The following is a 20534-nucleotide window of genomic DNA, read 5'->3' on the forward strand; positions in this document are numbered from 1 at the left end:
TCAGACGTCGCGGCGGCCGACCACCGCGTACGAGGCGGCGACCGCGCCCGCCGTCAGCACCAGCAGCAGCGCCAGCTGGACCACGTCGCTGGGGGCGGACCGGCCCTCCATGTCGACGCCCTCCAGCCCGAAGACCTGCACCAGGCCCACCGGGGCGTTGTAGCGGAGCACCAGCGTCCCGAGGCCGGAGGTGACCGGCCAGGCGGTCAGTATCGCCCCGAGCACCGGGGGCATGGTGACCACGCCGAGCATGACCGCGATGCCGCCCGCGGAGTGCCGTACGAGCGCCCCGACCGCGAGCGCGAGGACGCCCAGCACGGTCACGTAGAAGGAGCCGGCCAGCGCGCCCGTCCAGTCCTCCAGCCCGTGGGACCCGGCGCCGGGGCCGTTGTGCAGGATCGCGGCCCACAGGCCGACGAACAGCACCGAGCACAGCGTCACGACGAACGCGACCGTGCCGAAGACCAGGTACTTCGCGGTGAGCACCCGCAGCCGGTCGGGGGCGGCGGTGAGGGTGGTGCGGATCAGGCCCGTGCCGTACTCGGAGGAGATCGTCAGCACCCCCAGCACGATCACCGACACCTGGCCGGCCATCAGTCCGAAGAGGGCGGGACCGGTGAAGGGGAGGTACTGGTAGTCGGCGGCCGAGGTCTGGAACACGGCGACCATGCCGACGCCGACGACCAGCGCCACGAGGGACCCGAGCGTCCACAGGGTGGAGCGCACCGAGGTCAGCTTGGTCCACTCCGAGGACACGGCGTGCCCCAGGTGCGGCCGCGGCGTGGGCAGGGGCGAGCTGTACGTCCCCGGCTGCTCCGCGCTCGCCGCGGGCGGGCCGGCGGGGGTGGTGGTCATCGGGGGTCCTCGGGGGTGTTCTTGCCCGCGCCCGCGAGGCCGGGGGACGCGGGGCCGGGGGACGGGGCCTCGGCGGGGGAGCCGTCGGCGGGGGGCGGGGTGGCGCGGGCGAGACCGGCCGCGCTGTCCGGCATCAGGAAGGGGCGCCCGGATCCGGGCGGCGGGGGAGGGAAGAAGCCCGCCGCGGTATCGGCCGGGACGGGGGCCTCCGCCTCCTCCCACTCCGGGACGGTCAGCGGCTCGGGCTCCCACAGCTCGGCGCGGGGGTCCTCGGTGGAGGTGTACTCGACGGAGGACTGCGTCATCCGCATGTAGGCCTCCTCCAGCGAGGCCCGGTGCGGGGACAGCTCCCACAGCCGTACGCCGGCCGCGTGCGCGAGGTCGCTGATGCGGGGAAGGTCCAGCCCGGTCACCCGCAGTGCCCCGTCGGGCTCCTGGAGGACCCGGCCGCCGGCCTGCGTCAGCGCGGTGCCCAGGGCCGCGCGGCCGTCGGTGCCGCCCGCGCCGGGGCCGTCGGCGGCGCGGACCCGCGCGAATCCGGCCGAATTGTGCGTGATGAAGTCGTGGGTGCTCATGTCGGACAGCAGCCGGCCCCGGCCGATCACGATCAGGTGGTCGGCGGTCAGTGCCATCTCGCTCATCAGGTGCGAGGAGACGAAGACCGTGCGGCCCTCGGCGGCCAGCTGCCGCATGAGGTTGCGGACCCAGCGGATGCCCTCGGGGTCGAGGCCGTTGACCGGCTCGTCGAAGAGCAGCACCTGGGGGTCGCCGAGCAGGGCGGCCGCGATGCCGAGCCGCTGGCCCATGCCGAGGGAGAAGCCCTTGGTGCGCTGGCCGGCCGCGTCCCTGAGGCCGACGACGCCCAGGACCTCGTCCACCCGCTTCTCCGGGATCCCGGAGAGCTGGGCGATGGCCAGCAGGTGCGTGCGGGCCTTGCGGCCGCCGTGCACGGCTTTGGCGTCGAGCAGGGCGCCGACGTGCCGCTGGGCGTTCGGCAGTTCCCGGAAGGGAAGGCCGTTGATCGTGACGCGGCCCGAGGTGGGCCGGTCCAGCCCGAGGATCATGCGCATGGTGGTGGACTTGCCGGAGCCGTTGGGTCCCAGGAAGCCGGTGACGTGACCCGGCTTGACCTGGAAGGACAACTGGTCGACGGCGGTCTTGGCGCCGAAGCGCTTGGTCAGGCCGACGGCCTCGATCATCCCTGTGCCCCTTGCCAGCCGGGACGGCTTTCGCCCGCGTACGCCTTAAGAGGATATCGGGGCTCCTGCGGTTCCCGGCCGGGCCGGATCCCTGAGCTGTCCCTGAGATCCGCCCCGGGGATGTCCCGTAGTACGGGAGGTGTCCGTCGCGGGACGGACCCCTCCCGTCACCGGGCTCTCACGCGGTGTCCGTCAGGCGTCACGCTTCGCGAGGGTGAAGTAGCCGCCGATCACGGCGGCCAGCGCCCACAGCGCCATGATCCCGAGTCCGCCCCAGGGACCGTAGGGCGCGTCCGAGCCGCTCACGGCTGACGGCACGGTCTCCATGATCGCGGAACCGGCCTGGTTGGGCAGGTAGTCGGCGATCTTGCGGGTGGCGTCGACCAGGCTGAGGACGATGGGCAGGATCAGGACGAACATGATCAGGACCGAGATCGAGGCGGCCGAGTTCCGCAGGATCATGGACACGCCGATCGCGAACGCGGCGAGCAGTGCCAGGTACAGGCCGACGCCGATCACGGCGCGCAGGACGTTCTCCTCGCCCAGGGCGGTGCTGTGGTCGCCGAGGAGGGCCTGCCCGAGGAAGAAGGACAGGAACCCGGTGGCCAGGCCGACGGCCAGGGCCAGCCCGGTGGCCACGGTGACCTTGCCCAGCAGCAGGGTGCCGCGCCGGGGCACGGCCGCGAGGGAGGTGCGGATCATCCCGGTCCCGTACTCGCTGCCGACCACCATCGCGCCGAAGACCAGCACCGCCAGCTGGCCCAGGAGCATGCCGGAGAAGCTCATCTGCGTGGCGTCGAAGGTGACCTGCGAGGACTTGGGCATGTCGTCGAAGGTCGCGTTGACCACGGCGCACAGTCCGGCGCCGACGGCGACGGTGACCAGCAGCGTGGTGGCCAGGGTCCAGCTCGTGGAGGCGACGGTGCGGATCTTGGTCCACTCGGACCGGAGGACGGCGGAGTAGGCCACGGTCACTCACCGCCCTTGCGGGTGGCCTCGAAGCCGGCGCCCCACGCGGGGCCCGCCGGCCCGGGGACGGCCGCGCCGGGCGCCCCGGGGGCGTGGGCGTGGTATTCGACGGAATCCGCCGTCATGCGCATGAACGCTTCCTCGAGTGAAGCCCGTTGCGGGCTGAGTTCGTGCAGCACGATCTGGTGCTGGGCGGCCAGTTCGCCGAGCCGCTCGGACGGGACGCCGTCGATCTCCAGGGTGCCGGTGGCGGGGACGCTGACCGCGCTGATCCCGGCCTCGTGCAGGACGTCCTTGAGCCGTTCCTGCTGCGGAGAGCGCAGCCGGACGTAACTGCGCGAGTTCTGCTGGATGAAATCGGACATCGACAAGTCGGCAAGGAGCTTTCCCTGGCCGATGACGATCAAATGATCTGCCGTCAGGGCCATTTCACTCATCAAGTGGGAGGAGACGAAGATCGTCCTTCCTTCCGAGGCCAGCCCCTTCATAAGATTGCGGATCCAGAGAATTCCCTCGGGGTCAAGACCGTTGACGGGTTCGTCGAACATCAGGATCTCCGGATCACCGAGCAGGGCCGCGGCGATTCCCAGCCGCTGCCCCATACCCAGCGAAAATCCTTTCGACTTCTTCCTGGCCACGGCCGTCAGACCGACCAGGTCCAGCACTTCGGCCACCCGTCGCTCCGGGATCCGGTTCGACTGGGCCAGGCACAGGAGGTTGTTGTACGCGCTGCGGCCGCCGTGCATGGCCTTCGCGTCCAGCAGCGCTCCGATGTGCTTCAGGGGCTCCTTCAGGTCCCGGTAGTGCTTCCCGTCGATCCGGACCGAACCGCCGGTCGGGCGGTCGAGGTCGAGCATCATGCGCATGGTCGTGGACTTCCCCGCCCCGTTGGGGCCGAGGAAGCCGGTCACCACCCCCGGTCTGACCTGGAAGCTGAGGTTGTCCACGGCGGTCTTCGCGCCGAATCGTTTCGTAAGGCCCTCAAGCTCGATCATGCGGCCACGCTAGAACGCCGAAGGGCCGTACGCCACCTCCGAAGGGTGACGCACGGCCCCTGCTTTGGTCGTGAAACGGGCGAACCGTATCGCCCGGTCAGCGCGACGCGGGGGTCAGCGGCTCTGCTGCGCCGGGACGCCGCGGGTGACCGGCTCGTCGTCGATGGGGGAGCCGGCTGCGGCGACCGCCGCGCCGGTCAGCGTCGCCAGCATCTCGCGGACGTTGGTCAGCTGCGCGTTGATGGAGTCGCGGCGGTTGGTGAGCGCCGCCAGCTCGCGCTCGGACTCGCTGCGGATCCGGTCGGCCTTGGCGTTGGCGTCGGCCACGATGTCCTCGGCCTGGCGCTGCGCGGTCTCCACCGTCTGGCGGGCCCGGCGCTCGGCGTCCGTACGCAGCTTCTCGGCCTCCAGGCGCAGCTGCTCGGCGCGGTGCTCGATCTCGGCGAGGCGCTTCTCGGCCTTCTGCTGACGCGAGGCCAGGTCGCGCTCCGACTGCTCGCGACGCTTGGCCAGGTTGGTCTCGAAGTCCGCGGCCGCCTGGGCGGCCTTGGCGCGGGTCTCCTCGAAGAGGGCGTCGGCCTCCTCGCGCTTGGAGGCGGCGTCCTTCTGGGCCTCGGCGCGCAGGGTGGCGGCGTCCCCCTTCGCCTTCTCGACGATGCGGACGCCCTCGTCCTCCGCCTTCGACTTGCGGTCCGCCGCGAACGACTCGGCGTCGTTGCGCACCTGCTGGGCCGCCGACTCGGCCAGCTCACGGTGCTGCTCGGCCGCGCGACGGGCCTCCTCGCGCAGGTCCTTCGCCTCCTCCTCGGCCAGCCGCAGGATCTTCTCGACCCGGGCGCCGAGGCCGGCGTACGACGGCTCCGCGTCGCTCACCTGGGCCTGGGCGTTCTGCGTCTCGAGGTGCAGCTCCTCGATCCGCTTTTCCAGAGAGTTGATACGTCCTAGGGCGCTGTCGCGGTCGGAGACCAGCTTGGTAATGCGGTCGTCCACCTGACCGCGGTCGTAACCACGCCGCACGAGCTCGAAGCCGAAGGGGGAGGAAGTGTCGCTCATGGGGTTCCTGTCGAATGAGACCGATGAGGTGCTACGTGAGGTGTTAAGGGGAATCCTAGGCGCCAGGGCGGCGTGTCATCGAGTCAATCCGGGTTTGCCCTGGACAATGACACCCCTTTTGAGTGGCAAGGCGGCAGAATGCTTGTCACTCGTCCGCCTGAACCTCCCTCAGAAGCACACATCCTGTCTTCTGACTACCCCTCTGACGCCTTACCACTCGAACGAGTGGAACCCGCTGTTGCGCCGGCCCTCACGCCCCCCGCACCCTGGCCACCCACAGCGGGCTTCCCGCCACCCGAAGGTGCCTCGAAAGATTCCAACGCCTCAAGAACGTCCTGGACACGGGAGATCTCCGCCTGAATGTCCTCGCGCCTGCGCACCAGCACCTCGAGCTCACGACGGCCCTCGTCGACCAGCCGCTCCGCCTCCGCCTTCGCCTCCGCGAGGGCGCTCTCCGCCTGCCGCGCCAGCTCCGCCTTCTTCGTCTCGGCCTCCTTGAGCAGCGCCTCGGCCTTGCGCACGGCCGCGATGCGGACCTTGCTCGCCTCGCTGCTCGCGTCCGACACCAGTTCCTTGGCCTTGGCCTCGGCGGCGGCGCTCTGCTCGGTCGCCGCGCGGACCAGCTTGTCCACGCGCTCACCGGCCGACTTCATCTGCTCGGCCGACTCCCGGCGGGCGCGCTCGTGCAGCTCCTCCACCTCGGACTCGACGCGGGCACGCAGCTCCTCCGCCCGCTCCCTTATGGCGGCCGCGTCCGTACGCGCCCCGACCAGCAGTTCGTCGGCGTCCGTCCGGGCCTTCTCCACCACGGAGTTGCCCTCGACGGTCGCCTCCGACGTGATGCGCGCGGCCTCCTTGCGGGCGGCGTCGACCATCGCGTCGGCCTGCTCCTCGGCCGCCGTCGTGGCGGCCAGCGCCTGACGGCCCGCGTCCGCGGTGAGCCGGTCGGCCTCGGCCGCCGCCTCCGTGATGAGCCGGTCCACCTGCTCCGCCGCCTCGGTACGCCGCTTGTTGGCCTCCTCGCGGGCCTCGTCCAGCAGCCGCTCGGTCTCCGTACGGGCCTCCGTGCGGGTGCGCTCGGCCTCGGTGGCCGCCTCCGCCTTGACCCGCTCCGCCTCGGACCGGGTGCGCGTCGCGTGCTCCTGCGCCGAGGCCAGCGCCTCGGCCGCCTCCGCGCGCAGCCGCTCCGCCTCGGCGGCAGCCTCGCCGACCGTGCGCTCGTTGTCCTTGCGGGTCCGCTCGGTGAGCTTGTCCGCCTCGGAGACCGCCTCGGTGATGAGCCGATCCGCCTGCTCGGCGGCCTCGCTGCGCAGCCGGTTGCCCTCGGCGCGCGCCTCGTCCAGCGTCTGCTCGGCCTCGCGCTCGGCGGCCGCCAGGGTCTCGTTGGCCGCGGCCGTGACGCGCTCCGCCTCCGCGGTGGCCTCGCCGATGATCCGGCCGCCCTCGGTGCGAGCCTCGTCCAGGGTCCGCGCGGCCTCCGCGACGAGCCGGTCCGCCTCGGCCGCGGCCTCGCCGACCGTGCGCTCGTTGGCCGCTCGGGTCTCCTCGATGAGCCGGTCGCCCTCCGCGCGGGAGTCCACCAGGATCCGCGCCGAGTCCCGCTCGGCCGCCGCCAGGGTGTCGGCCGCCTGCGCCTTCAGGGCCTCGGCCCGCGCCCGGGCCTCCTCCAGGACCCGCGCCGCCTCGGCCGTCAGACGCTCGGCCTCCGCGGCCGCCTCGCCGACCGTGCGCTCGTTGTCCTCGCGGGTCCGCTCGGTGAGCTTGTCCGCCTCGGACGCCGCCTCGGTGATGAGCCGGTCCGCCTGCTCGGCGGCCTCGGTGCGCAGCCGGTTCGCCTCGGCGCGCGCCTCGTCCAGGGTGCCCGCCGCCTCGGCGCGGGTGGCGTCCGCAGCCTCGGCGGCCTCGGCGGTGAGCCGCTCCGCCTCCGCCCGGGCGTCGGCGACGGTCGCCGCGTTCGCCGCGAGGGTCTCCTCGGTGAGGCGCTCCGCCTCCGCCTGGGCCTCGGCCACGATCCGGGAGCCCTCGGCGCGCGAGGCCTCCAGGGACTCCGCCGCCTCGCCGCGGATCCGGTTCGCGTCGTCGCGGGCGTCCGCGCGGGTCCGCGCCGCGTCCCGCTCGGACGCCGCCAACGCGTCCGTGGCCTCGGTGCGCACCCGCTGCGCGTACTCGGCCGTGTCGGCCCGCAGCTGCTCGGCCTCCGCGATCGCGTCGCCGACGGTCCGCGCCGCCAGCTCCTTCGCCGCGTCCGTCTCGACGCGGGCCTCGCTGCGCACCCGCGCGGCGTCCTCGGCCGCGCGCTCGCGCTCCGCGTGGGCGTCGGCGCGGACCCGGTCCGCCTCCTGCTCCGCCTCGGTGCGCGTACGCTCCGCCGCGTGCTCGGCCGCGCTGCGCAGGCCGGCGATCTCCTCCTCGGCCTGCTCGTGCATCCCGGCCACGGAATCCCGTACCTGCTGGGCGGTGGCCTCGGCCGCAGCGACCAGCTCCGCCGCGCGGCGCTCCGCCTCCTCGGTCAGACGGGCCGCCTCGGCCTGCGCCTCCTCCGAGCGCTTGCGGGCCTGCGCCAGCAGCTCCTCGTTCTGCTCACGGGCCTGCGCCCGCTCGTTGCCCGCGTCCGTCCGGGCCGCCGACAAGGTCTCCTCGGCCTCCCGGCGACGCCGCGCGGCCTCCTCCTGGGCGGCGGCAAGGGCCTCGGCGGCCTCCGCGGCGACCCGCTCGGCCGCCGCCTTCGCCTCGGCGCGCAGCCGGTCCGCGGTCTCCTGCGCCTCGGTGCGGACCCGCTCGGACTCCGCCTCCGCCTCGGCGCGCAGCCGTACGGAGACCAGCTCGGCCTCCGCGCGGACCCGGCCGGCGTCCTGCGCGGCCTCGGCGCGCAGCTGCTCGGACTCCGCCTCCGACTGGGCCTGGAGGGTACGGATCCGCTCCGCCGCCTCGGCGCGCAGCCGGTCGTTCTCCTCGGTGGTCTCCTTGCGGATGTTCTCCGCCGCCAGGCGGGACTCGCGCAGCGTCTGCTCCGCCGACGTCAGCCGGGCCTCGGCGTCCGCCTGCAGCCGGGCCAGCTCGGCCTCGGCCTCGGCCCGCTTCGCCGCCAGGGCCTGCTCGGTCTCCTCGCGGCGCGCCCCCAGGGCGGCGTCCGTCTCGGCGGCCAGGGCCTCGGCCCGCTCCTCGGCCTCCGCGCGCAGCCGTTCGGCCTCGGCACGGGTGCGCTCCAGGGTCTCCTCCGCCTGCCGGCGCAGGGTGGTGGCCCGCTCCACGGCCTCGGCACGGACCCGCTCGCTCTCGGCGGTGGCCCCGCCGCGCAGTTCGTCCGCGTCCGACTTGGCCTTGCCCAGCAGCTCCTCGGCGGTCCGGGCCGCCTCCTCGATCTGCTGCACCGCCTCGCGGCGGGCCTCGCCGCGGATCCGCTCGCCCTCGGCGACGGCCTCCGCGCGCAGCTGCTCGGCCTCGCCGCGCAGCCGCCGCGCCTCCTCCTGGAGTTCGACGGTGCGGGCCCGGTACTCCTCGGTGTCGTCCTTCGCGGCGCCCTTGAGCTCGTCGGCCGTGGCCGCGGCCTGGGCGCGCAGCCGCTCGGCCTCCGCCTCGGCCTCGCGGCGGATCCGCTCGGCCTCCTCGGACGCGGCGCGGGTCGTCGCCCGGGCGTCCTCCGAGGCCTTGTTCAGTACGTCCTCGGCGGTGCGGGCCGCCTTCGCCAGCTGCGCCGCGGTGTCCTCGGCGGCGGCCGTACGGGCCTGCTCGCCGGCCTCGGTGCGCAGCCGCTCCGCCTCGGCGCGGGCATCGGCCAGCGCCTGCTCGGCCTCGGCCTTGAGCGCCTCGGCCTCCTTCGTGGCCTCGCCGACCAGCCGGGCGACCTGTTCCTTCGCGGTACGGGTGCGCTGCTCGTTGACGGACTCCGCCGAGGCCAACTGCCGGGCGGCGCTCTCCTTGGCCTCCGCGAGGAGCTTCTCCGCCTCGGCCCGGGCCGCGCGCAGCGCCCCGTCGGCCTCCTGGACCCGCGCCTCGGCCACCCGGCCGAGGTCCATGGTCTGCTGCCGGGTCTGCTCGGCCTCGGCGGTGGTGGTGGTGCGCAGCCGCTCCGCGTGCTCGGTGGCCTCCTGCGCCTGCGCGGAGGCGGCGGCCAGCAGCCGCTCGGCCTCCTTGCGGGCGCGCAGCAGCGCCGACTCGGCCTCCGCGCGCGCGGCCTCCGCGTCGGCGGCGAGCCGGCGGCGGGCCTCCTCGGCGGTACGGGCGGCCTCGGCGCGGGCGGCGTTCAGCGCCTGCTCGGCCTCGGCACGGGACTCCTCCAGGAGCCGGCGGGCCTGGGCCTCCGTACGGGCGCGCAGCTGCTCGGCCCAGGCGACGTTCTCGTTGACGTGCGCCTCGACCGTCTGGCGGCGCTCGTTGAGTTCCTGGTCCAGGCGCTGGCGCCGGTTGACGGCCTCGGCGTGCAGCTCGGCCTGGAGGCGTGCCTGGTGCTCGGCGTGCTCCTGGAGGATCCGCTGGGTCTGCGCCCGGGCGTCGCGCAGCTCGCGCTCGGCGTCGGACCGCATCTGGTCGGCCTGCACCTGGGCATTGCGCAGCAGCTGCTCCGCCTGGTAGCCCATGTCCGCGCCGTCGTAGGCGGGGCGGGAAGCGAGCGCGCGGCGCACCTCGTGCAGCTTGGCGCGCAGCACCTCGACCTGGTACCCGAGGTCCTCGGCGTGCTGGACGGCCTTCCCGCGCTCCTTCTTCAGCCGCTCCATCTCGGCTTCGAAGCGCGAGAGGTGGTCGGCTTCGGCCTGATGGCTCTCCTGGCTTTCGTAGCCCCGCACAGCGCGGTCCCATCCGTCCCCTGGTCGCAAGCTCACTCCCAATTGAGCATCGCTCGCCCGCTGAACGACGCCCCCGGGGAAATGGTGTCAGATGTCGGGGCAGGGCTAGCAGGCCCCGACCCCGTTCCGCACCGAACCCCGGCCGAGCCATGGCCACTCTACCGGCCGGGGAATGGGGACATCAGTGCTCAGGGTTGGAGGTGACCAGTTCGGTGAGGACTCCGTGGCAGTCCTTGGGGTGCAGGAAGGTGATCCGGGAGCCCATGGAACCGGTGCGGGGCTCGTCGTAGAGGACGCGGACGCCCTTGCCGCGGATGGCCTGCGCGTCGCCGTCGACGTCCTCGGTGCCGAAGGCGATGTGGTGCACGCCCTCGCCGTTCTTGGCCAGCCACTTCGCCACCGTGGAGTCCTCGCGGGTGGGCTCCAGGAGCTGGAGGTAGGAGGCCCCGCCGTCGGAGGTCTCGTTGATCTTGAGCATGGCCTCGCGGACGCCCTGCTCCTCGTTGACCTCGGTGTGGAACACCTCGAACCCGTACGTGGCACGGTAGAACTCGACGGTCTTGTCCAGGTCGAAGCAGGCGATCCCGATGTGGTCGATTCTTGTCAGCATGGGACCAGTGCACCGCCCCGGCGGGGTGTCACGCAACGTGCCAGCGATCACACCGACTGGCCGGTGACTGGGCGGGTACCGCTCAGTACATTCGGGTAAACCCTCGTTCACTCCTCATCTCAAGGGGCTGTGCCTCATGTCCGGAACGAACAACACCACCTCAGTGATCGTCGCCGGGGCCCGCACGCCCATGGGGCGGCTGCTCGGCTCGCTGAAGTCCTTCTCCGGCGCCGACCTCGGCGGCTTCGCCATCAAGTCCGCCATCGAGCGGGCCGGGATCTCCGGCGACCAGGTCCAGTACGTGATCATGGGCCAGGTGCTCCAGGCCGGCGCGGGCCAGATCCCCGCCCGCCAGGCCGCCGTCAAGGCCGGCATCCCCATGAACGTGCCCGCCCTCACCATCAACAAGGTGTGCCTCTCGGGCCTCGACGCCATCGCGCTGGCCGACCAGCTCATCCGCGCCGGGGAGTTCGACATCGTGGTCGCGGGCGGCCAGGAGTCGATGACCAACGCCCCGCACCTGCTGCCGAAGTCCCGTGAGGGCTACAAGTACGGTGCGATCGAGATGCTCGACGCGATGGCCTACGACGGCCTCACCGACGCCTTCGAGAACATCGCGATGGGCGAGTCCACCGAGAAGCACAACACCCGCCTGGGCATCGAGCGCGCCCCGCAGGACGAGTTCGCCGCCGCCTCCCACCAGCGGGCCGCCGCCGCGCAGAAGAACGGCGTCTTCGAGGCCGAGATCACCCCCGTCGAGATCCCGCAGCGCAAGGGCGAGCCGGTCGTCTTCGCCGCCGACGAGGGCATCCGCCCCGAGACCACGGTGGAGTCCCTGGGCAAGCTGCGCCCGGCGTTCGCCAAGGACGGCACCATCACCGCCGGCACCTCCTCGCAGATCTCCGACGGCGCCGCCGCCGTCGTGGTGATGAGCAAGGCCAAGGCCGAGGAGCTGGGCCTGGAGTGGCTCGCCGAGATCGGCGCCCACGGCAACGTGGCCGGCCCCGACAACTCCCTCCAGTCGCAGCCCTCGAACGCGATCCTGCACGCCCTGAAGAAGGACGGCCTGGAGGTCTCCGACCTGGACCTCATCGAGATCAACGAGGCCTTCGCGGCGGTCGCCGTGCAGTCAATGAAGGACCTCGGCGTGACCCCGGAAAAGGTGAACGTCAACGGTGGCGCCATTGCCCTGGGCCACCCGATCGGCATGTCCGGTGCCCGCGTGGTGCTCCACCTGGCGCTGGAGCTCAAGCGCCGCGGCGGCGGGACCGGCGCGGCCGCCCTCTGCGGCGGCGGCGGCCAGGGCGACGCCCTCGTGATCCGCGTTCCGAAGGCGTAGGTGCCCGTATGGCGACGGTGGACGTCCCCACGCTGGTGGCACAGGCCCGCGAGGGCCGGCCGCGGGCCGTGGCCCGGCTGATCTCACTGGTCGAGGGGGCGTCCCCGCAACTGCGCGAGGTGATGGCCGCCCTGGCACCGCTGACGGGCGGCGCGTACGTGGTCGGGCTGACCGGTTCCCCGGGTGTCGGCAAGTCGACCTCGACCTCGGCCCTGGTCTCGGCCTACCGCGCCGCCGGCAAGCGGGTCGGCGTGCTCGCGGTCGACCCGTCCTCGCCCTTCTCGGGCGGGGCGCTGCTCGGCGACCGGGTCCGGATGTCGGACCACGCCTCCGACCCGGGGGTCTACATCCGCTCCATGGCCACGCGGGGGCACCTGGGCGGTCTCGCCTGGGCGGCGCCGCAGGCGATCCGGGTGCTGGACGCGGCCGGCTGCGACGTGATCCTGGTCGAGACGGTCGGGGTCGGTCAGTCCGAGGTGGAGATCGCCTCGCAGGCCGACACCTCGGTGGTGCTGCTGGCTCCGGGCATGGGCGACGGGATCCAGGCCGCGAAGGCCGGGATCCTGGAGATCGGCGACGTGTACGTGGTGAACAAGGCCGACCGGGACGGCGCGGACGCCACCGCCCGGGAGCTGAACCACATGCTGGGCCTGGGCGAGACCCGGGGTCCCGGCGACTGGCGGCCGCCGATCGTCAAGACGGTCGCGGCGCGCGGGCAGGGCATCGACGAGCTGGTCGAGGCGCTGGAGAAGCACCGGGCGTGGATGGACGAGCGCGGGGTGCTGGCCGGGCGCCGGGCGGCGCGGGCGGCGCGGGAGGTGGAGACCATCGCGATCACCGCACTGCGGGGGCGCCTGGCCGACCTGCGCGGTGACGCGCACCTGGACGCGCTCGCCGCCCGGGTGGCGGCCGGCGAGCTCGACCCGTACGCGGCCGCGGACGCGCTGCTGGAGAGCCTGACCGAGGGCTGACCGGCCCGCGACGGCAGGGACGGGGGCGCCGCACGCCGCGGCGCCCCCGTCCGGTGCGTCCGTTCCGTCGGGTCAGTGGTCCTCGCCGTTCTGCTTGGCGGAGATGACCTTTCCGGTCATGCTGTCGACGTGGACGTTCTGGGTCTTGTCGCCGGACGTCTTGACCTCGACGTCCCAGTAGGGGGCGCGCCCGTCGTCATCGTCGTCGTCCCAGTTCACGGACCAGGCCTGGCCCGGATGTGCCGCGAGGGCCGTCTTCATGGCCTGCTGGGCGGTGACCTTCGCGGCGAGCAGGGCGCGGTTCTCCTCGAGGTTCTTCTCGTCGTCGGTTTCCTCGTGGGTGACGGCGCCGCTGGCGACGTTCACCTCGACGTCGGTGTGGCTGCCGTCCTTGCCGATCACGTCGATCTGCCAGACGTCGTCGTCGCGGTCGATCGACTCGACGACGCCCGGATGCGCCTTCAGCGCCGCCTCGGCGGCCTTCTCGGCGGTCGCGTCCACCCGGGCCAGGGCGGACGCCGGGACGGCTTGCGACGCCTCGGCGGCCACGGCGGCCGACGCGGCGCTCGCGGGGCCCGCGACCATCAGGACGACGGACGCGGCCGCGGAAACGTACAGGGTGCGCTTCATGGGACCTCCTCAGGCCGGCCGTGGCGCCTGCGGTTGCCCTGCGGGCGGGCGGGCCGGCAGCGAGCGTTCCCGTCCATTGTGCGGTCGTCCGCCCGGCACGGCACGCCGGGCGGACGGGGCTCAGATCTTGCCGCGGTTGCCGCGCAGGTGCTCCGCGACGGGGCGCAGCGAATCGCGCAGCGCCTGCAGGGCCTCCGGCGGCAGCAGGTCGATGAAGTGCTCCCGTACGGACGCCACGTGGTGCGGGGCGACCTTGCGCATGGTCTCCATGCCCTCGTCCGTGAGGACCGCGTACAGGCCGCGGCGGTCGGACTCGCAGTTCACCCGGCGGACCAGGCCCGCGGTCTCCATGCGGGTGATCTGGTGGGAGAGCCGGCTCTTGGACTGGAGCGTGGCGGTGGCCAGGTCGCTCATGCGCATCCGCAGGCCTTCCGACTCCGAGAGGTTCACGAGGATCTCGTAGTCGTTGATGGTGAGTCCGAAGGGCTGGAGATCCTTTTCCAGCTGGTGCATCAGCAGTTTGCTGACGTCCAGGTGGGTGCGCCAGGCGCACTGTTCGGCGTCGGTGAGCCAGCGGGTGGCCGTCTCGGTCTCCATCGTCTCCATGAAAGAACTCTACCTAAGAAGTTGAATTACGTACAAAAATAGGAAGATCGGCTCGGGTGGCGCGGCTCCAGGGGCATCACAGCCCGAACCGCCGCTGGAGATCACCCAGCTGGCCCGGCATCCGCGGCACGCCCAGCGGGCTCTGGCCGGCCCCCGGAACGCCCTGGGTGTTGCCCGTGGCCGCCCCGGCGCCCACCGCGCCGACCGACTGCTCCGCCATCAGCAGCTCCGTCGACTGCAGCAGCACCGTGCCCGCCCCGACGAACTCGAACTGGTGCTCCTCGCCCGAGGCGCCGCCGATGCCGGTCAGCGAGCGGAGTCCGCCCATCACGCCCGACATGTAGCCGTGGTCGTAGTGGTGGCAGGGCGAGGGGCAGTCGGCCCAGCCCACCAGCGCCTGCGGGTCCACGCGCAGCGGCGGCTCCATGAACACCACCGGACCGTTGGACGCCGCCACGAACTTCCCGGTTCCGATCAGCGTCAGGAAACCCGGGACGATCGACTGCTTGAGGGCCAGCGAGGGCTCGTACGCCAGCAGGTTCCCCGACCGGATGGTCAGGTTGCCGTTGTCCAGGTCGTACGAGTTCACGTCGAAGGCCCGGTCGGCCAGCAGCATCTTGCCCTGGCCCTCGGCCACCACCCAGTCACCGGCGTGCAGCGGCGAATGGAAGCTGGTGCGCAGCAGCCGGTCGAAGCGGCCGCTGCCGATGCCGTTGAACTCGATGCGCCCGTAGTAGGCGATCATCTTGCCCTTCTGCAGGAACCACTGGCTCCCCTTGAGCTCCACGCAGAAGGTGTACGCGTTCACGTTGTCGTCGGACGGCAGGCTGTGCGGATCGAACACCGTCGGGCCGCCGGGGCCCGGGTTCACGGGGCCAAAGTTCACAGCTTCTCCTCCGAGGCCTGTACGAACACGGCTCCCTGGCCGGACAGCTCCAGCTGGAACGCCTCGCCCGAGCCGCGCCCCACCATGTCCCGCCAGCCGAGCGCGGTGGAGAGCTTGTTCCTGACGTCCCCATGGTGGGCCACGTACGCCTGGGGGTCGACGTGGACCGGCCGGTTCGGGGTGATGGGGAGCTCGATGACTCCGCCGTGGGCCATCACGGCGACCGCGCCGTGGCCCTTCAGGGTGGTGGTGAACAGGCCCTGGCCGGTCACCTGGCCGCGCACCATCCCCATGACGCCGCCCTGCGAGCCCATGAACATGGTGCCCTGCTGGAGCGTGCCGTCGAAGGCGAGCAGCCGGTCGGCCTCGACGTAGAGGGTCTCGCCGGAAAGGTTGATCACCTGGATGTGGTGGCCGCCGTGGCCGAACATCACGGTGCCGCTGCCCTCGACCGTCATCAGCGGGGTCTGCTCGTTCGCCACCCGGCGCCCGATCATGCCCATGACGCCGCCCTGGCCGCCGGTGATGCTCGGGGTGAAGGAGACCTCGCCCCGGTAGGCGAGCATCGCGCCGCGCTGGCTGTACATCTTCTGGCCGGGAACCACCTGCGCCTCGACCATCTTCGAGTTGATCTCGCGGAACGGCATCAGATGTCACCCCCGACGGTGTTGCGCTCGCTGGGCTGGACGTACACCAGGCCCTCGCCCTCGAAGCGGATCTGGAACGCCTCGCCGGAGCCCTCGCCGATCAGGGTGCGGAAGTTCACCCCGGACTGGAAGGACTGCTGGAGGTTGCCGGTGTGCGCGATGTACGCCCCCGGGTCGACCGAGAGCGGGTACTGGGCGCTGACGCGCAGCACCACCGCCGGTCCGTCGGACACGATCGCCGCCTGGCCGGAGCCCTCGACGGTCGTCGTGAAGAGCCCGTTGCCCGTGGTGGCGCCGCGCAGACCGGTGAAGGTCGTGCCGGTGCGCAGCCCCGCGTCGGTGCACAGCAGGTTGCTGGACTCGACGTAGAGCTTCTCGCCGCGCAGGCTGACGAGGTTGATCTCGCTCGCGCGGTCGGCGAAGTAGCAGGTGCCGTGCCCCTGCACCTCCATCACGGTCATCTGTTCGCCGGTCAGCCGGCGGGTCACCATTCCGCGGAGGCCTTCGCCGCCGCCGGTCATCTTCTTGAAGGCCATCTGACCGTCGTACGCGACCATGGCGCCGTTCTTCGCTTTCACGGCGTCACCGGTCAGGTCGACGGCGAGCACCTTGCTGCCTTGGAGTCTGAACTGAGCCACGGGGATGAAGGTATCGGCACCGGGCGGGGGCGAACAGGGCCCCGAGGACGATATCCGCCACAATCGCCGGGCTTCGGCGGATCCCGGGCCCCGCGGAAAGATCGCCGGGAGCGGCTGAGACACTGGACCGACCCCAGGTACCCGGCCCCGAAGGTTCCACGTGGACATCAAGACCGCTTCCGCCCTGCACCGGCTGCGCCTCATCTCCGTCCCGGAGGCGCTGTCGTTCCCGGCTCTGCTGATCTTCGGCTCGCTGCTGAGCCGGGTATCGGACATCGACTACCTGATGATGCCGCTGGGCATCCTGCACGGCATCCTCTTCGTCATCTACGCGATCTTCCTGCTGGACGTCTGGCACAAGGCGAAGTGGCCGGTCAAGAAGGTCGCCCTGTTCTTCGTGCTCGCGCTGCTGCCCTTCGGCGGCCTGTACGGCGACAAGCTGCTCAAGCGCGACGAGGCCGACGGCGTCATCGCCGCCCGCGCGCGCCAGGCGGCGGACGCGTGATCGTCGCGTTCTCGGTGACCCCGCTCGGGGTCGGTGAAGAGGTCGGCGCGTACGTGGCCGAAGCGGTCCGCGTCGTGCGCGAATCGGGGCTGCCCAACCGCACCGACGCCATGTTCACCACCGTCGAGGGCGAGTGGGACGAGGTCATGGACGTAGTGCGCCGCGCGGTGGCCGCCGTGGAGGCGAGGGCACCCCGGGTCTCCTTCATCCTCAAGGCCGACATCCGGCCCGGCGTCACCGACGGCATCACCTCGAAGGTCGAGACGGTGGAACGGCACCTCTCCGGAGCCTGAACCGCCGCCGCGGCAACCCGTGCGAAGAGCGCCCCCGCCGGCCGGCGAGGGGTGCTCCGCGCGCTCCGGCCGCCGGGGGTCAGCCCGCGGGGGCGCCGCCCGAGACGAGGGCGATCCCCAGCGGGGTGCGCTCGTACAGGACCTGGTGGCCCTGACGGCACGGCAGCAGCAGCCCCGCCGCCCGCAGGGCCTTCAGGTGCGCCGACACCGTCGAGGGGGCCAGGCCCAGCCGGTGCGCGAGGGCCGTGGTCGAGGCGGGCTCGCGCAGGGCGCAGAGCACCTCCGCCCGGGTCCGCCCCAGCAGCCCGGCCAGGGCGCGCGGAGCCGGACCGGCCGCCGCCGCCCACAGCGCGCCGATGCCACGGGCCGGATACACCAGCGTCGGCTGCCACGGGGGGTCGTAGCCGCCGACCGCCTCCGGCCAGACGAAGGCGCTGGGCATGAGCAGCAGCCCCTGCCCGCCCAGCTCGCGGTCGTGGTGGGACGGCCGCTCGAGGGTCAGGGTCTGGTCCTCCCCGGACCACCGCAGGTCCGGGTGGAGCCCGTCGAACAGGGCCTGGAGCCCGCCCGCCGCCAGCCGGCGCGAGTGGAACAGGACATCGGCCTCCAGCAGGGCCCGCAGCCGGGGCCAGTGCGGGGCGATCAGCACCTCCCAGGCCCGCTCGTACAGATCGGCCAGCTCCCGCACCGCCCGCGCCGGGTCCGCCAGCATCCGGCGCCCGATGTCGCTCTCCGCGGCCCCCGGGGTGCACACCAGGGCCCTGCGCAGGTCCTCACGTGCGGCGTCCGGGTCGCCGGCCGCCGCCCGCACCCGGTCCAGCTCCTCCTCGAAGGTGACGGACGGCCCGGCCGGCGGAGGGCTGAGCAGGTCCGGGTTGTGCCCCGCGCGCGGCATCAGCAGCCACAGCGGCCGCAGGTCCAGACCGGCCGCGGCGGAGCGGATCCCGCTCAGCCAGGGCAGGTGGTACGCCTGCCGCTGCGGCCGCAGCAGGACCCGCACGGCCTCCTGCGTCTCCCAGCGCGGGGAGATCGCGAACCGGCACCGGAGCAGGTCGGCCGGTCCGAAGCGGAAGTGGAACGCCATGCGGTGCCGCCTCCCGGCCGGCCTCGGATTCGGGCCGGACCGAATCTCTGGGCCCGCCAGCCTAGTCCCGGGAGGCTGCGGAGCATGCCGACCGACAACGAAGCCCCGGTCCCCGCCGCCGGCCGGGCCGCACCTCCGGCCGCCCCCGCCAACGCCCCTGGGGATCCCGGGCCGCCGCCCCGCCCGGCAGCCACGCCGCCGGCCGCCGGGGCCGGGGGTGCCACCGCGGCGGCCGCCACCGGCTACCGGCCCGTGTTCCGCGTCCGCGAGTTCCGTGCCGTGTTCGCCGCGCACCTGCTCTCGCTCCTCGGCGTCGTCATCGCCGAGATCTCCCTCACCGTCCTCGTCTACCGGGCCACCGGCTCGCCCCTGATGAGCGCGCTCACCTTCGCCCTCGGCTTCCTCCCCCACGCCCTCGGCGGCACCCTCCTCGCCCCGCTCGCCGACCGGTACCCCGCCCGCCGGGTGCTGGTCGGCTGCGACCTGCTCTGCGCCGGCTGCGCGGCGGCCATGGTCTGGCCGGGGACGCCCGTCGCGGGGATCCTCGTACTCCGCTGCGCCATGGCCTTCGTCGCGCCCCTCTTCCAGGGCGCCCGCAGCGCCTCCCTGGCGGACATCGTCGGGACCGGCGAGGCCTTCGTACTCGGCCGCTCGCTGCTGCGCATGGTCGCGCAGAGCGCCCAGCTCGTGGGCTTCGGCCTCGGCGGCCTGCTGCTGGCCGCCGTGTCCCCGCGCACCGCCCTCGCGCTGACCGCCACCGGGTTCCTGGCGTCCGCGCTGCTGCTGCGCCTGGGCACCCGGGCCCGCCCCGCCCGCGGTTCCGCCGGCGTACGGGAATCCCCGCTCGGCGGGCTGCGCGCCGTGCTCGGGGAGCGCCGGCTGCGCACGCTCACGCTGCTGTGCTGGCTGCCGCCCGCCTTCGCCGTCGTACCGGAGGCGCTGCTCGCCCCGTACACCGAGGACATCGGGGCGGGGACCGTCACCCTCGGGGTGCTGATGTGCGCGCTGCCCGTCGGCACCGTCGCGGGTGAACTCTGGGCCGGGTCGGCGCTCACCGCCCGAACGCGTTCGCGGATCACGGCGCCGCTGGCCGCCACGGCCCTGCTCCCGCTGCTGCTGTTCGCCCTCCGCCCCGGCCCGGCGGTGGTCCTCGTGGTGCTGTTGGCGGCAGGGCTGGCGCACGCCTACACCCTCGGGCTCGACCGGATGTACGTGGACGCCGTACCCGACGAGCTGCGCGGACGGGCGATGACCCTGCTGAGCACCGGGCTGATGACCTTCCAGGGCGTCGGCATGGCGCTCGCCGGGGCCGCCGCCGAGTTCTTCCCGGCGCACGTGGTGGTCACCGGCGCCGGCCTGCTCGGCACGGCGGTCGTCGTAACGCTCCTCGCCGGGGTCCGGCGGTCGAGGGATGAGACGGGACTCGCGGTCAAATGACCGCCCGGTAGGGTCTGGTGGGTGCCCAAGCCGCTCAGCCTTCCCTTCGACCCCATCGCCCGCGCCGACGAGCTCTGGCGGCAGCGCTGGGGTCCCGTGCCGTCCATGGCGGCGATCACCTCCATCATGCGCGCGCACCAGATCCTGCTCGCCGAGGTGGACGCGGTGGTGAAGCCCTACGGGCTGACCTTCGCCCGGTACGAGGCGCTCGTGCTGCTGACCTTCTCCCAGGCGGGCGAGCTGCCGATGTCGAAGATCGGCGAGCGCCTGATGGTCCACCCGACCTCGGTGACGAACACCGTGGACCGGCTGGTGAGGTCGGGCCTGGTGGACAAGCGCCCCAATCCGCAGGACGGCCGCGGCACGCTCGCGTCGATCACGGCCAAGGGCCGGGAGGTCGTCGAGGCGGCGACCAAGGACCTGATGGCGATCGACTTCGGACTCGGCGTGTACGACGCGGAGGAGTGCGCGGAGATCTTCGCGCTGCTGCGCCCGCTGCGGGTGGCCGCCGCGGACTTCGAGGAGAACTGAGGCACCCGGAGCCGGGCCCGCGTCAAGATCGCGCAAAACGGACGGTTACGCTCGACGGCATGAAACGAAGCGTGCTGACCCGCTACCGCGTCATGGCCTACGTGACCGCGGTCATGCTCCTGATCCTCTGTGCCTGCATGGTGGCGAAGTACGGCTTCGACACCGGGGCCGGCCTGACCTTCGCGGTCTCGCAGGTCCACGGCGTGCTCTTCATGATCTACCTCGTCTTCGCCTTCGACCTGGGCTCCAAGGCGAAGTGGCCCTTCGGCAAGCTGCTGTGGGTGCTGGTGTCGGGGACCATCCCGCTGGCCGCCTTCTTCGTCGAGCGCGGCATCCGCGCCGAGGTCGAGCCGCTGGTCAGCGACGGTCTGGCGACCGCGAAGGCCTGAGCCGGGGCCTGGGCGAAGGGCTGCGGCGGGGCCTCGGCGAAGGCCTCGGCCCGGCCTGAGCCCGCCTGGGGCTCCGATGGAGCCGGACCCCCCGGGGAGACTCCCCGGGGTTT

20 protein-coding genes are annotated in these 20534 nt (G+C 72.9%); 7 read left to right on the forward strand and 13 right to left on the reverse strand.

Annotated features, from left to right (window positions below; all coding sequences use genetic code 11):
• The 7 genes from ACZ4WZ_RS10140 to mce all read right to left on the reverse strand — a co-directional run bounded on the left by ACZ4WZ_RS10140 (position 1) and on the right by mce (position 10465).
• On the reverse strand, positions 1–855 hold the full coding sequence (locus ACZ4WZ_RS10140; protein ID WP_467887644.1) for an ABC transporter permease: 855 nt from the start codon (positions 853–855) through the stop codon (positions 1–3).
• Positions 852–2054, reverse strand: coding sequence for an ABC transporter ATP-binding protein (locus ACZ4WZ_RS10145; RefSeq protein ID WP_467887647.1), 1203 nt, complete (start codon positions 2052–2054; stop codon positions 852–854). Before ACZ4WZ_RS10145 ends, ACZ4WZ_RS10140 begins: the two co-directional genes overlap by 4 nt.
• A gap of 192 nt (positions 2055–2246) precedes the next feature.
• A complete protein-coding gene (locus tag ACZ4WZ_RS10150; RefSeq protein WP_467887650.1) occupies positions 2247–3029 on the reverse strand; it encodes an ABC transporter permease subunit in 783 nt (260 codons plus the stop codon).
• Positions 3026–4018, reverse strand: coding sequence for an ABC transporter ATP-binding protein (locus ACZ4WZ_RS10155; RefSeq protein WP_467887653.1), 993 nt, complete (start codon positions 4016–4018; stop codon positions 3026–3028). Before ACZ4WZ_RS10155 ends, ACZ4WZ_RS10150 begins: the two co-directional genes overlap by 4 nt.
• A 114-nt stretch (positions 4019–4132) precedes the next feature.
• Positions 4133–5071 (reverse strand): coiled-coil domain-containing protein, encoded by a 939-nt coding sequence (locus tag ACZ4WZ_RS10160; RefSeq protein WP_042811317.1) that lies wholly within the window; start codon positions 5069–5071, stop codon positions 4133–4135.
• A 194-nt stretch (positions 5072–5265) separates the two neighbouring features.
• Complete coding sequence (gene scy, locus ACZ4WZ_RS10165) at positions 5266–9855, reverse strand: polarized growth protein Scy (protein WP_467887657.1); 4590 nt, start codon at positions 9853–9855, stop codon at positions 5266–5268.
• Between the two features lie 181 nt (positions 9856–10036).
• The gene (gene mce / locus ACZ4WZ_RS10170; RefSeq protein ID WP_388939773.1) at positions 10037–10465 is read right to left on the reverse strand and encodes a methylmalonyl-CoA epimerase; all 429 of its coding nucleotides are present in this window, start codon (positions 10463–10465) and stop codon (positions 10037–10039) included.
• Positions 10466–10601: 136 nt separating this feature from the next.
• On the opposite strand from mce, the gene ACZ4WZ_RS10175 reads away from it, so the two are divergent.
• Together ACZ4WZ_RS10175 and meaB are read left to right on the forward strand one after the other, a co-directional pair.
• A complete protein-coding gene (locus tag ACZ4WZ_RS10175; RefSeq protein ID WP_467887660.1) occupies positions 10602–11804 on the forward strand; it encodes an acetyl-CoA C-acetyltransferase in 1203 nt (400 codons plus the stop codon).
• Between the two features lie 8 nt (positions 11805–11812).
• The gene (meaB, locus tag ACZ4WZ_RS10180; protein WP_467887663.1) at positions 11813–12775 is read left to right on the forward strand and encodes a methylmalonyl Co-A mutase-associated GTPase MeaB; all 963 of its coding nucleotides are present in this window, start codon (positions 11813–11815) and stop codon (positions 12773–12775) included.
• 72 nt (positions 12776–12847) lie between these two features.
• Here the strand turns inward: meaB and ACZ4WZ_RS10185 are convergent, their stop codons facing one another.
• The 5 genes from ACZ4WZ_RS10185 to ACZ4WZ_RS10205 form a co-directional block, all read right to left on the reverse strand.
• Positions 12848–13405 (reverse strand): PepSY domain-containing protein, encoded by a 558-nt coding sequence (locus tag ACZ4WZ_RS10185; protein ID WP_467887665.1) that lies wholly within the window; start codon positions 13403–13405, stop codon positions 12848–12850.
• Positions 13406–13525: 120 nt separating this feature from the next.
• On the reverse strand, positions 13526–14002 hold the full coding sequence (locus ACZ4WZ_RS10190) for a MarR family winged helix-turn-helix transcriptional regulator (protein WP_388940005.1): 477 nt from the start codon (positions 14000–14002) through the stop codon (positions 13526–13528).
• Between the two features lie 85 nt (positions 14003–14087).
• Positions 14088–14897, reverse strand: a complete 810-nt coding sequence (locus ACZ4WZ_RS10195; RefSeq protein ID WP_467887668.1) for an AIM24 family protein — start codon at positions 14895–14897, stop codon at positions 14088–14090.
• Positions 14894–15544, reverse strand: a complete 651-nt coding sequence (locus ACZ4WZ_RS10200; RefSeq protein WP_388939781.1) for an AIM24 family protein — start codon at positions 15542–15544, stop codon at positions 14894–14896. Before ACZ4WZ_RS10200 ends, ACZ4WZ_RS10195 begins: the two co-directional genes overlap by 4 nt.
• Entirely contained in the window at positions 15544–16182 is a 639-nt protein-coding gene (locus ACZ4WZ_RS10205; RefSeq protein WP_467887670.1) for an AIM24 family protein, read from the reverse strand. Before ACZ4WZ_RS10205 ends, ACZ4WZ_RS10200 begins: the two co-directional genes overlap by 1 nt.
• A gap of 160 nt (positions 16183–16342) precedes the next feature.
• Between ACZ4WZ_RS10205 and ACZ4WZ_RS10210 the strand changes: the two genes are divergently transcribed.
• Together ACZ4WZ_RS10210 and ACZ4WZ_RS10215 are read left to right on the forward strand one after the other, a co-directional pair.
• Positions 16343–16687 carry a DUF3817 domain-containing protein gene (locus ACZ4WZ_RS10210; protein WP_388939785.1) on the forward strand — a complete coding sequence of 115 codons (345 nt, stop codon included), beginning with the start codon at positions 16343–16345 and terminating at the stop codon, positions 16685–16687.
• Positions 16684–16980: an MTH1187 family thiamine-binding protein gene (locus ACZ4WZ_RS10215; RefSeq protein WP_467887672.1), complete on the forward strand. Its 297-nt coding sequence runs from the start codon at positions 16684–16686 to the stop codon at positions 16978–16980. The genes ACZ4WZ_RS10210 and ACZ4WZ_RS10215 overlap by 4 nt, the downstream gene beginning before the upstream one ends.
• A gap of 79 nt (positions 16981–17059) precedes the next feature.
• Here ACZ4WZ_RS10215 and ACZ4WZ_RS10220 read toward each other — a convergent pair whose 3' ends face one another.
• Positions 17060–18064: an ArsR/SmtB family transcription factor gene (locus ACZ4WZ_RS10220; RefSeq protein ID WP_467887674.1), complete on the reverse strand. Its 1005-nt coding sequence runs from the start codon at positions 18062–18064 to the stop codon at positions 17060–17062.
• 84 nt (positions 18065–18148) lie between these two features.
• On the opposite strand from ACZ4WZ_RS10220, the gene ACZ4WZ_RS10225 reads away from it, so the two are divergent.
• The 3 genes from ACZ4WZ_RS10225 to ACZ4WZ_RS10235 are packed head-to-tail and all read left to right on the forward strand — an operon-like array spanning position 18149 to position 20421.
• Complete coding sequence (locus ACZ4WZ_RS10225) at positions 18149–19501, forward strand: MFS transporter (RefSeq protein ID WP_467887676.1); 1353 nt, start codon at positions 18149–18151, stop codon at positions 19499–19501.
• A gap of 21 nt (positions 19502–19522) precedes the next feature.
• The gene (locus ACZ4WZ_RS10230; protein ID WP_467887678.1) at positions 19523–20032 is read left to right on the forward strand and encodes a MarR family winged helix-turn-helix transcriptional regulator; all 510 of its coding nucleotides are present in this window, start codon (positions 19523–19525) and stop codon (positions 20030–20032) included.
• A 59-nt stretch (positions 20033–20091) separates the two neighbouring features.
• A complete protein-coding gene (locus ACZ4WZ_RS10235; protein WP_467887680.1) occupies positions 20092–20421 on the forward strand; it encodes a DUF3817 domain-containing protein in 330 nt (109 codons plus the stop codon).
• Positions 20422–20534 lie beyond the last annotated feature (113 nt).

The organism is Streptomyces sp. NPDC029122, from assembly GCF_055569445.1.

Coding starts and splice junctions, on each gene's coding strand:
- ACZ4WZ_RS10140 (WP_467887644.1), bottom strand. CDS start 855: ATGACCACCACCCCCGCCGGCCCGCCCGCGGCGAGCGCGGAGCAGCCG.
- ACZ4WZ_RS10145 (WP_467887647.1), bottom strand. CDS start 2,054: ATGATCGAGGCCGTCGGCCTGACCAAGCGCTTCGGCGCCAAGACCGCC.
- ACZ4WZ_RS10155 (WP_467887653.1), bottom strand. CDS start 4,018: ATGATCGAGCTTGAGGGCCTTACGAAACGATTCGGCGCGAAGACCGCC.
- ACZ4WZ_RS10160 (WP_042811317.1), bottom strand. CDS start 5,071: ATGAGCGACACTTCCTCCCCCTTCGGCTTCGAGCTCGTGCGGCGTGGT.
- mce (WP_388939773.1), bottom strand. CDS start 10,465: ATGCTGACAAGAATCGACCACATCGGGATCGCCTGCTTCGACCTGGAC.
- ACZ4WZ_RS10175 (WP_467887660.1), top strand. CDS start 10,602: ATGTCCGGAACGAACAACACCACCTCAGTGATCGTCGCCGGGGCCCGC.
- meaB (WP_467887663.1), top strand. CDS start 11,813: ATGGCGACGGTGGACGTCCCCACGCTGGTGGCACAGGCCCGCGAGGGC.
- ACZ4WZ_RS10185 (WP_467887665.1), bottom strand. CDS start 13,405: ATGAAGCGCACCCTGTACGTTTCCGCGGCCGCGTCCGTCGTCCTGATG.
- ACZ4WZ_RS10190 (WP_388940005.1), bottom strand. CDS start 14,002: ATGGAGACCGAGACGGCCACCCGCTGGCTCACCGACGCCGAACAGTGC.
- ACZ4WZ_RS10200 (WP_388939781.1), bottom strand. CDS start 15,544: ATGCCGTTCCGCGAGATCAACTCGAAGATGGTCGAGGCGCAGGTGGTT.
- ACZ4WZ_RS10220 (WP_467887674.1), bottom strand. CDS start 18,064: ATGGCGTTCCACTTCCGCTTCGGACCGGCCGACCTGCTCCGGTGCCGG.
- ACZ4WZ_RS10225 (WP_467887676.1), top strand. CDS start 18,149: ATGCCGACCGACAACGAAGCCCCGGTCCCCGCCGCCGGCCGGGCCGCA.
- ACZ4WZ_RS10235 (WP_467887680.1), top strand. CDS start 20,092: ATGAAACGAAGCGTGCTGACCCGCTACCGCGTCATGGCCTACGTGACC.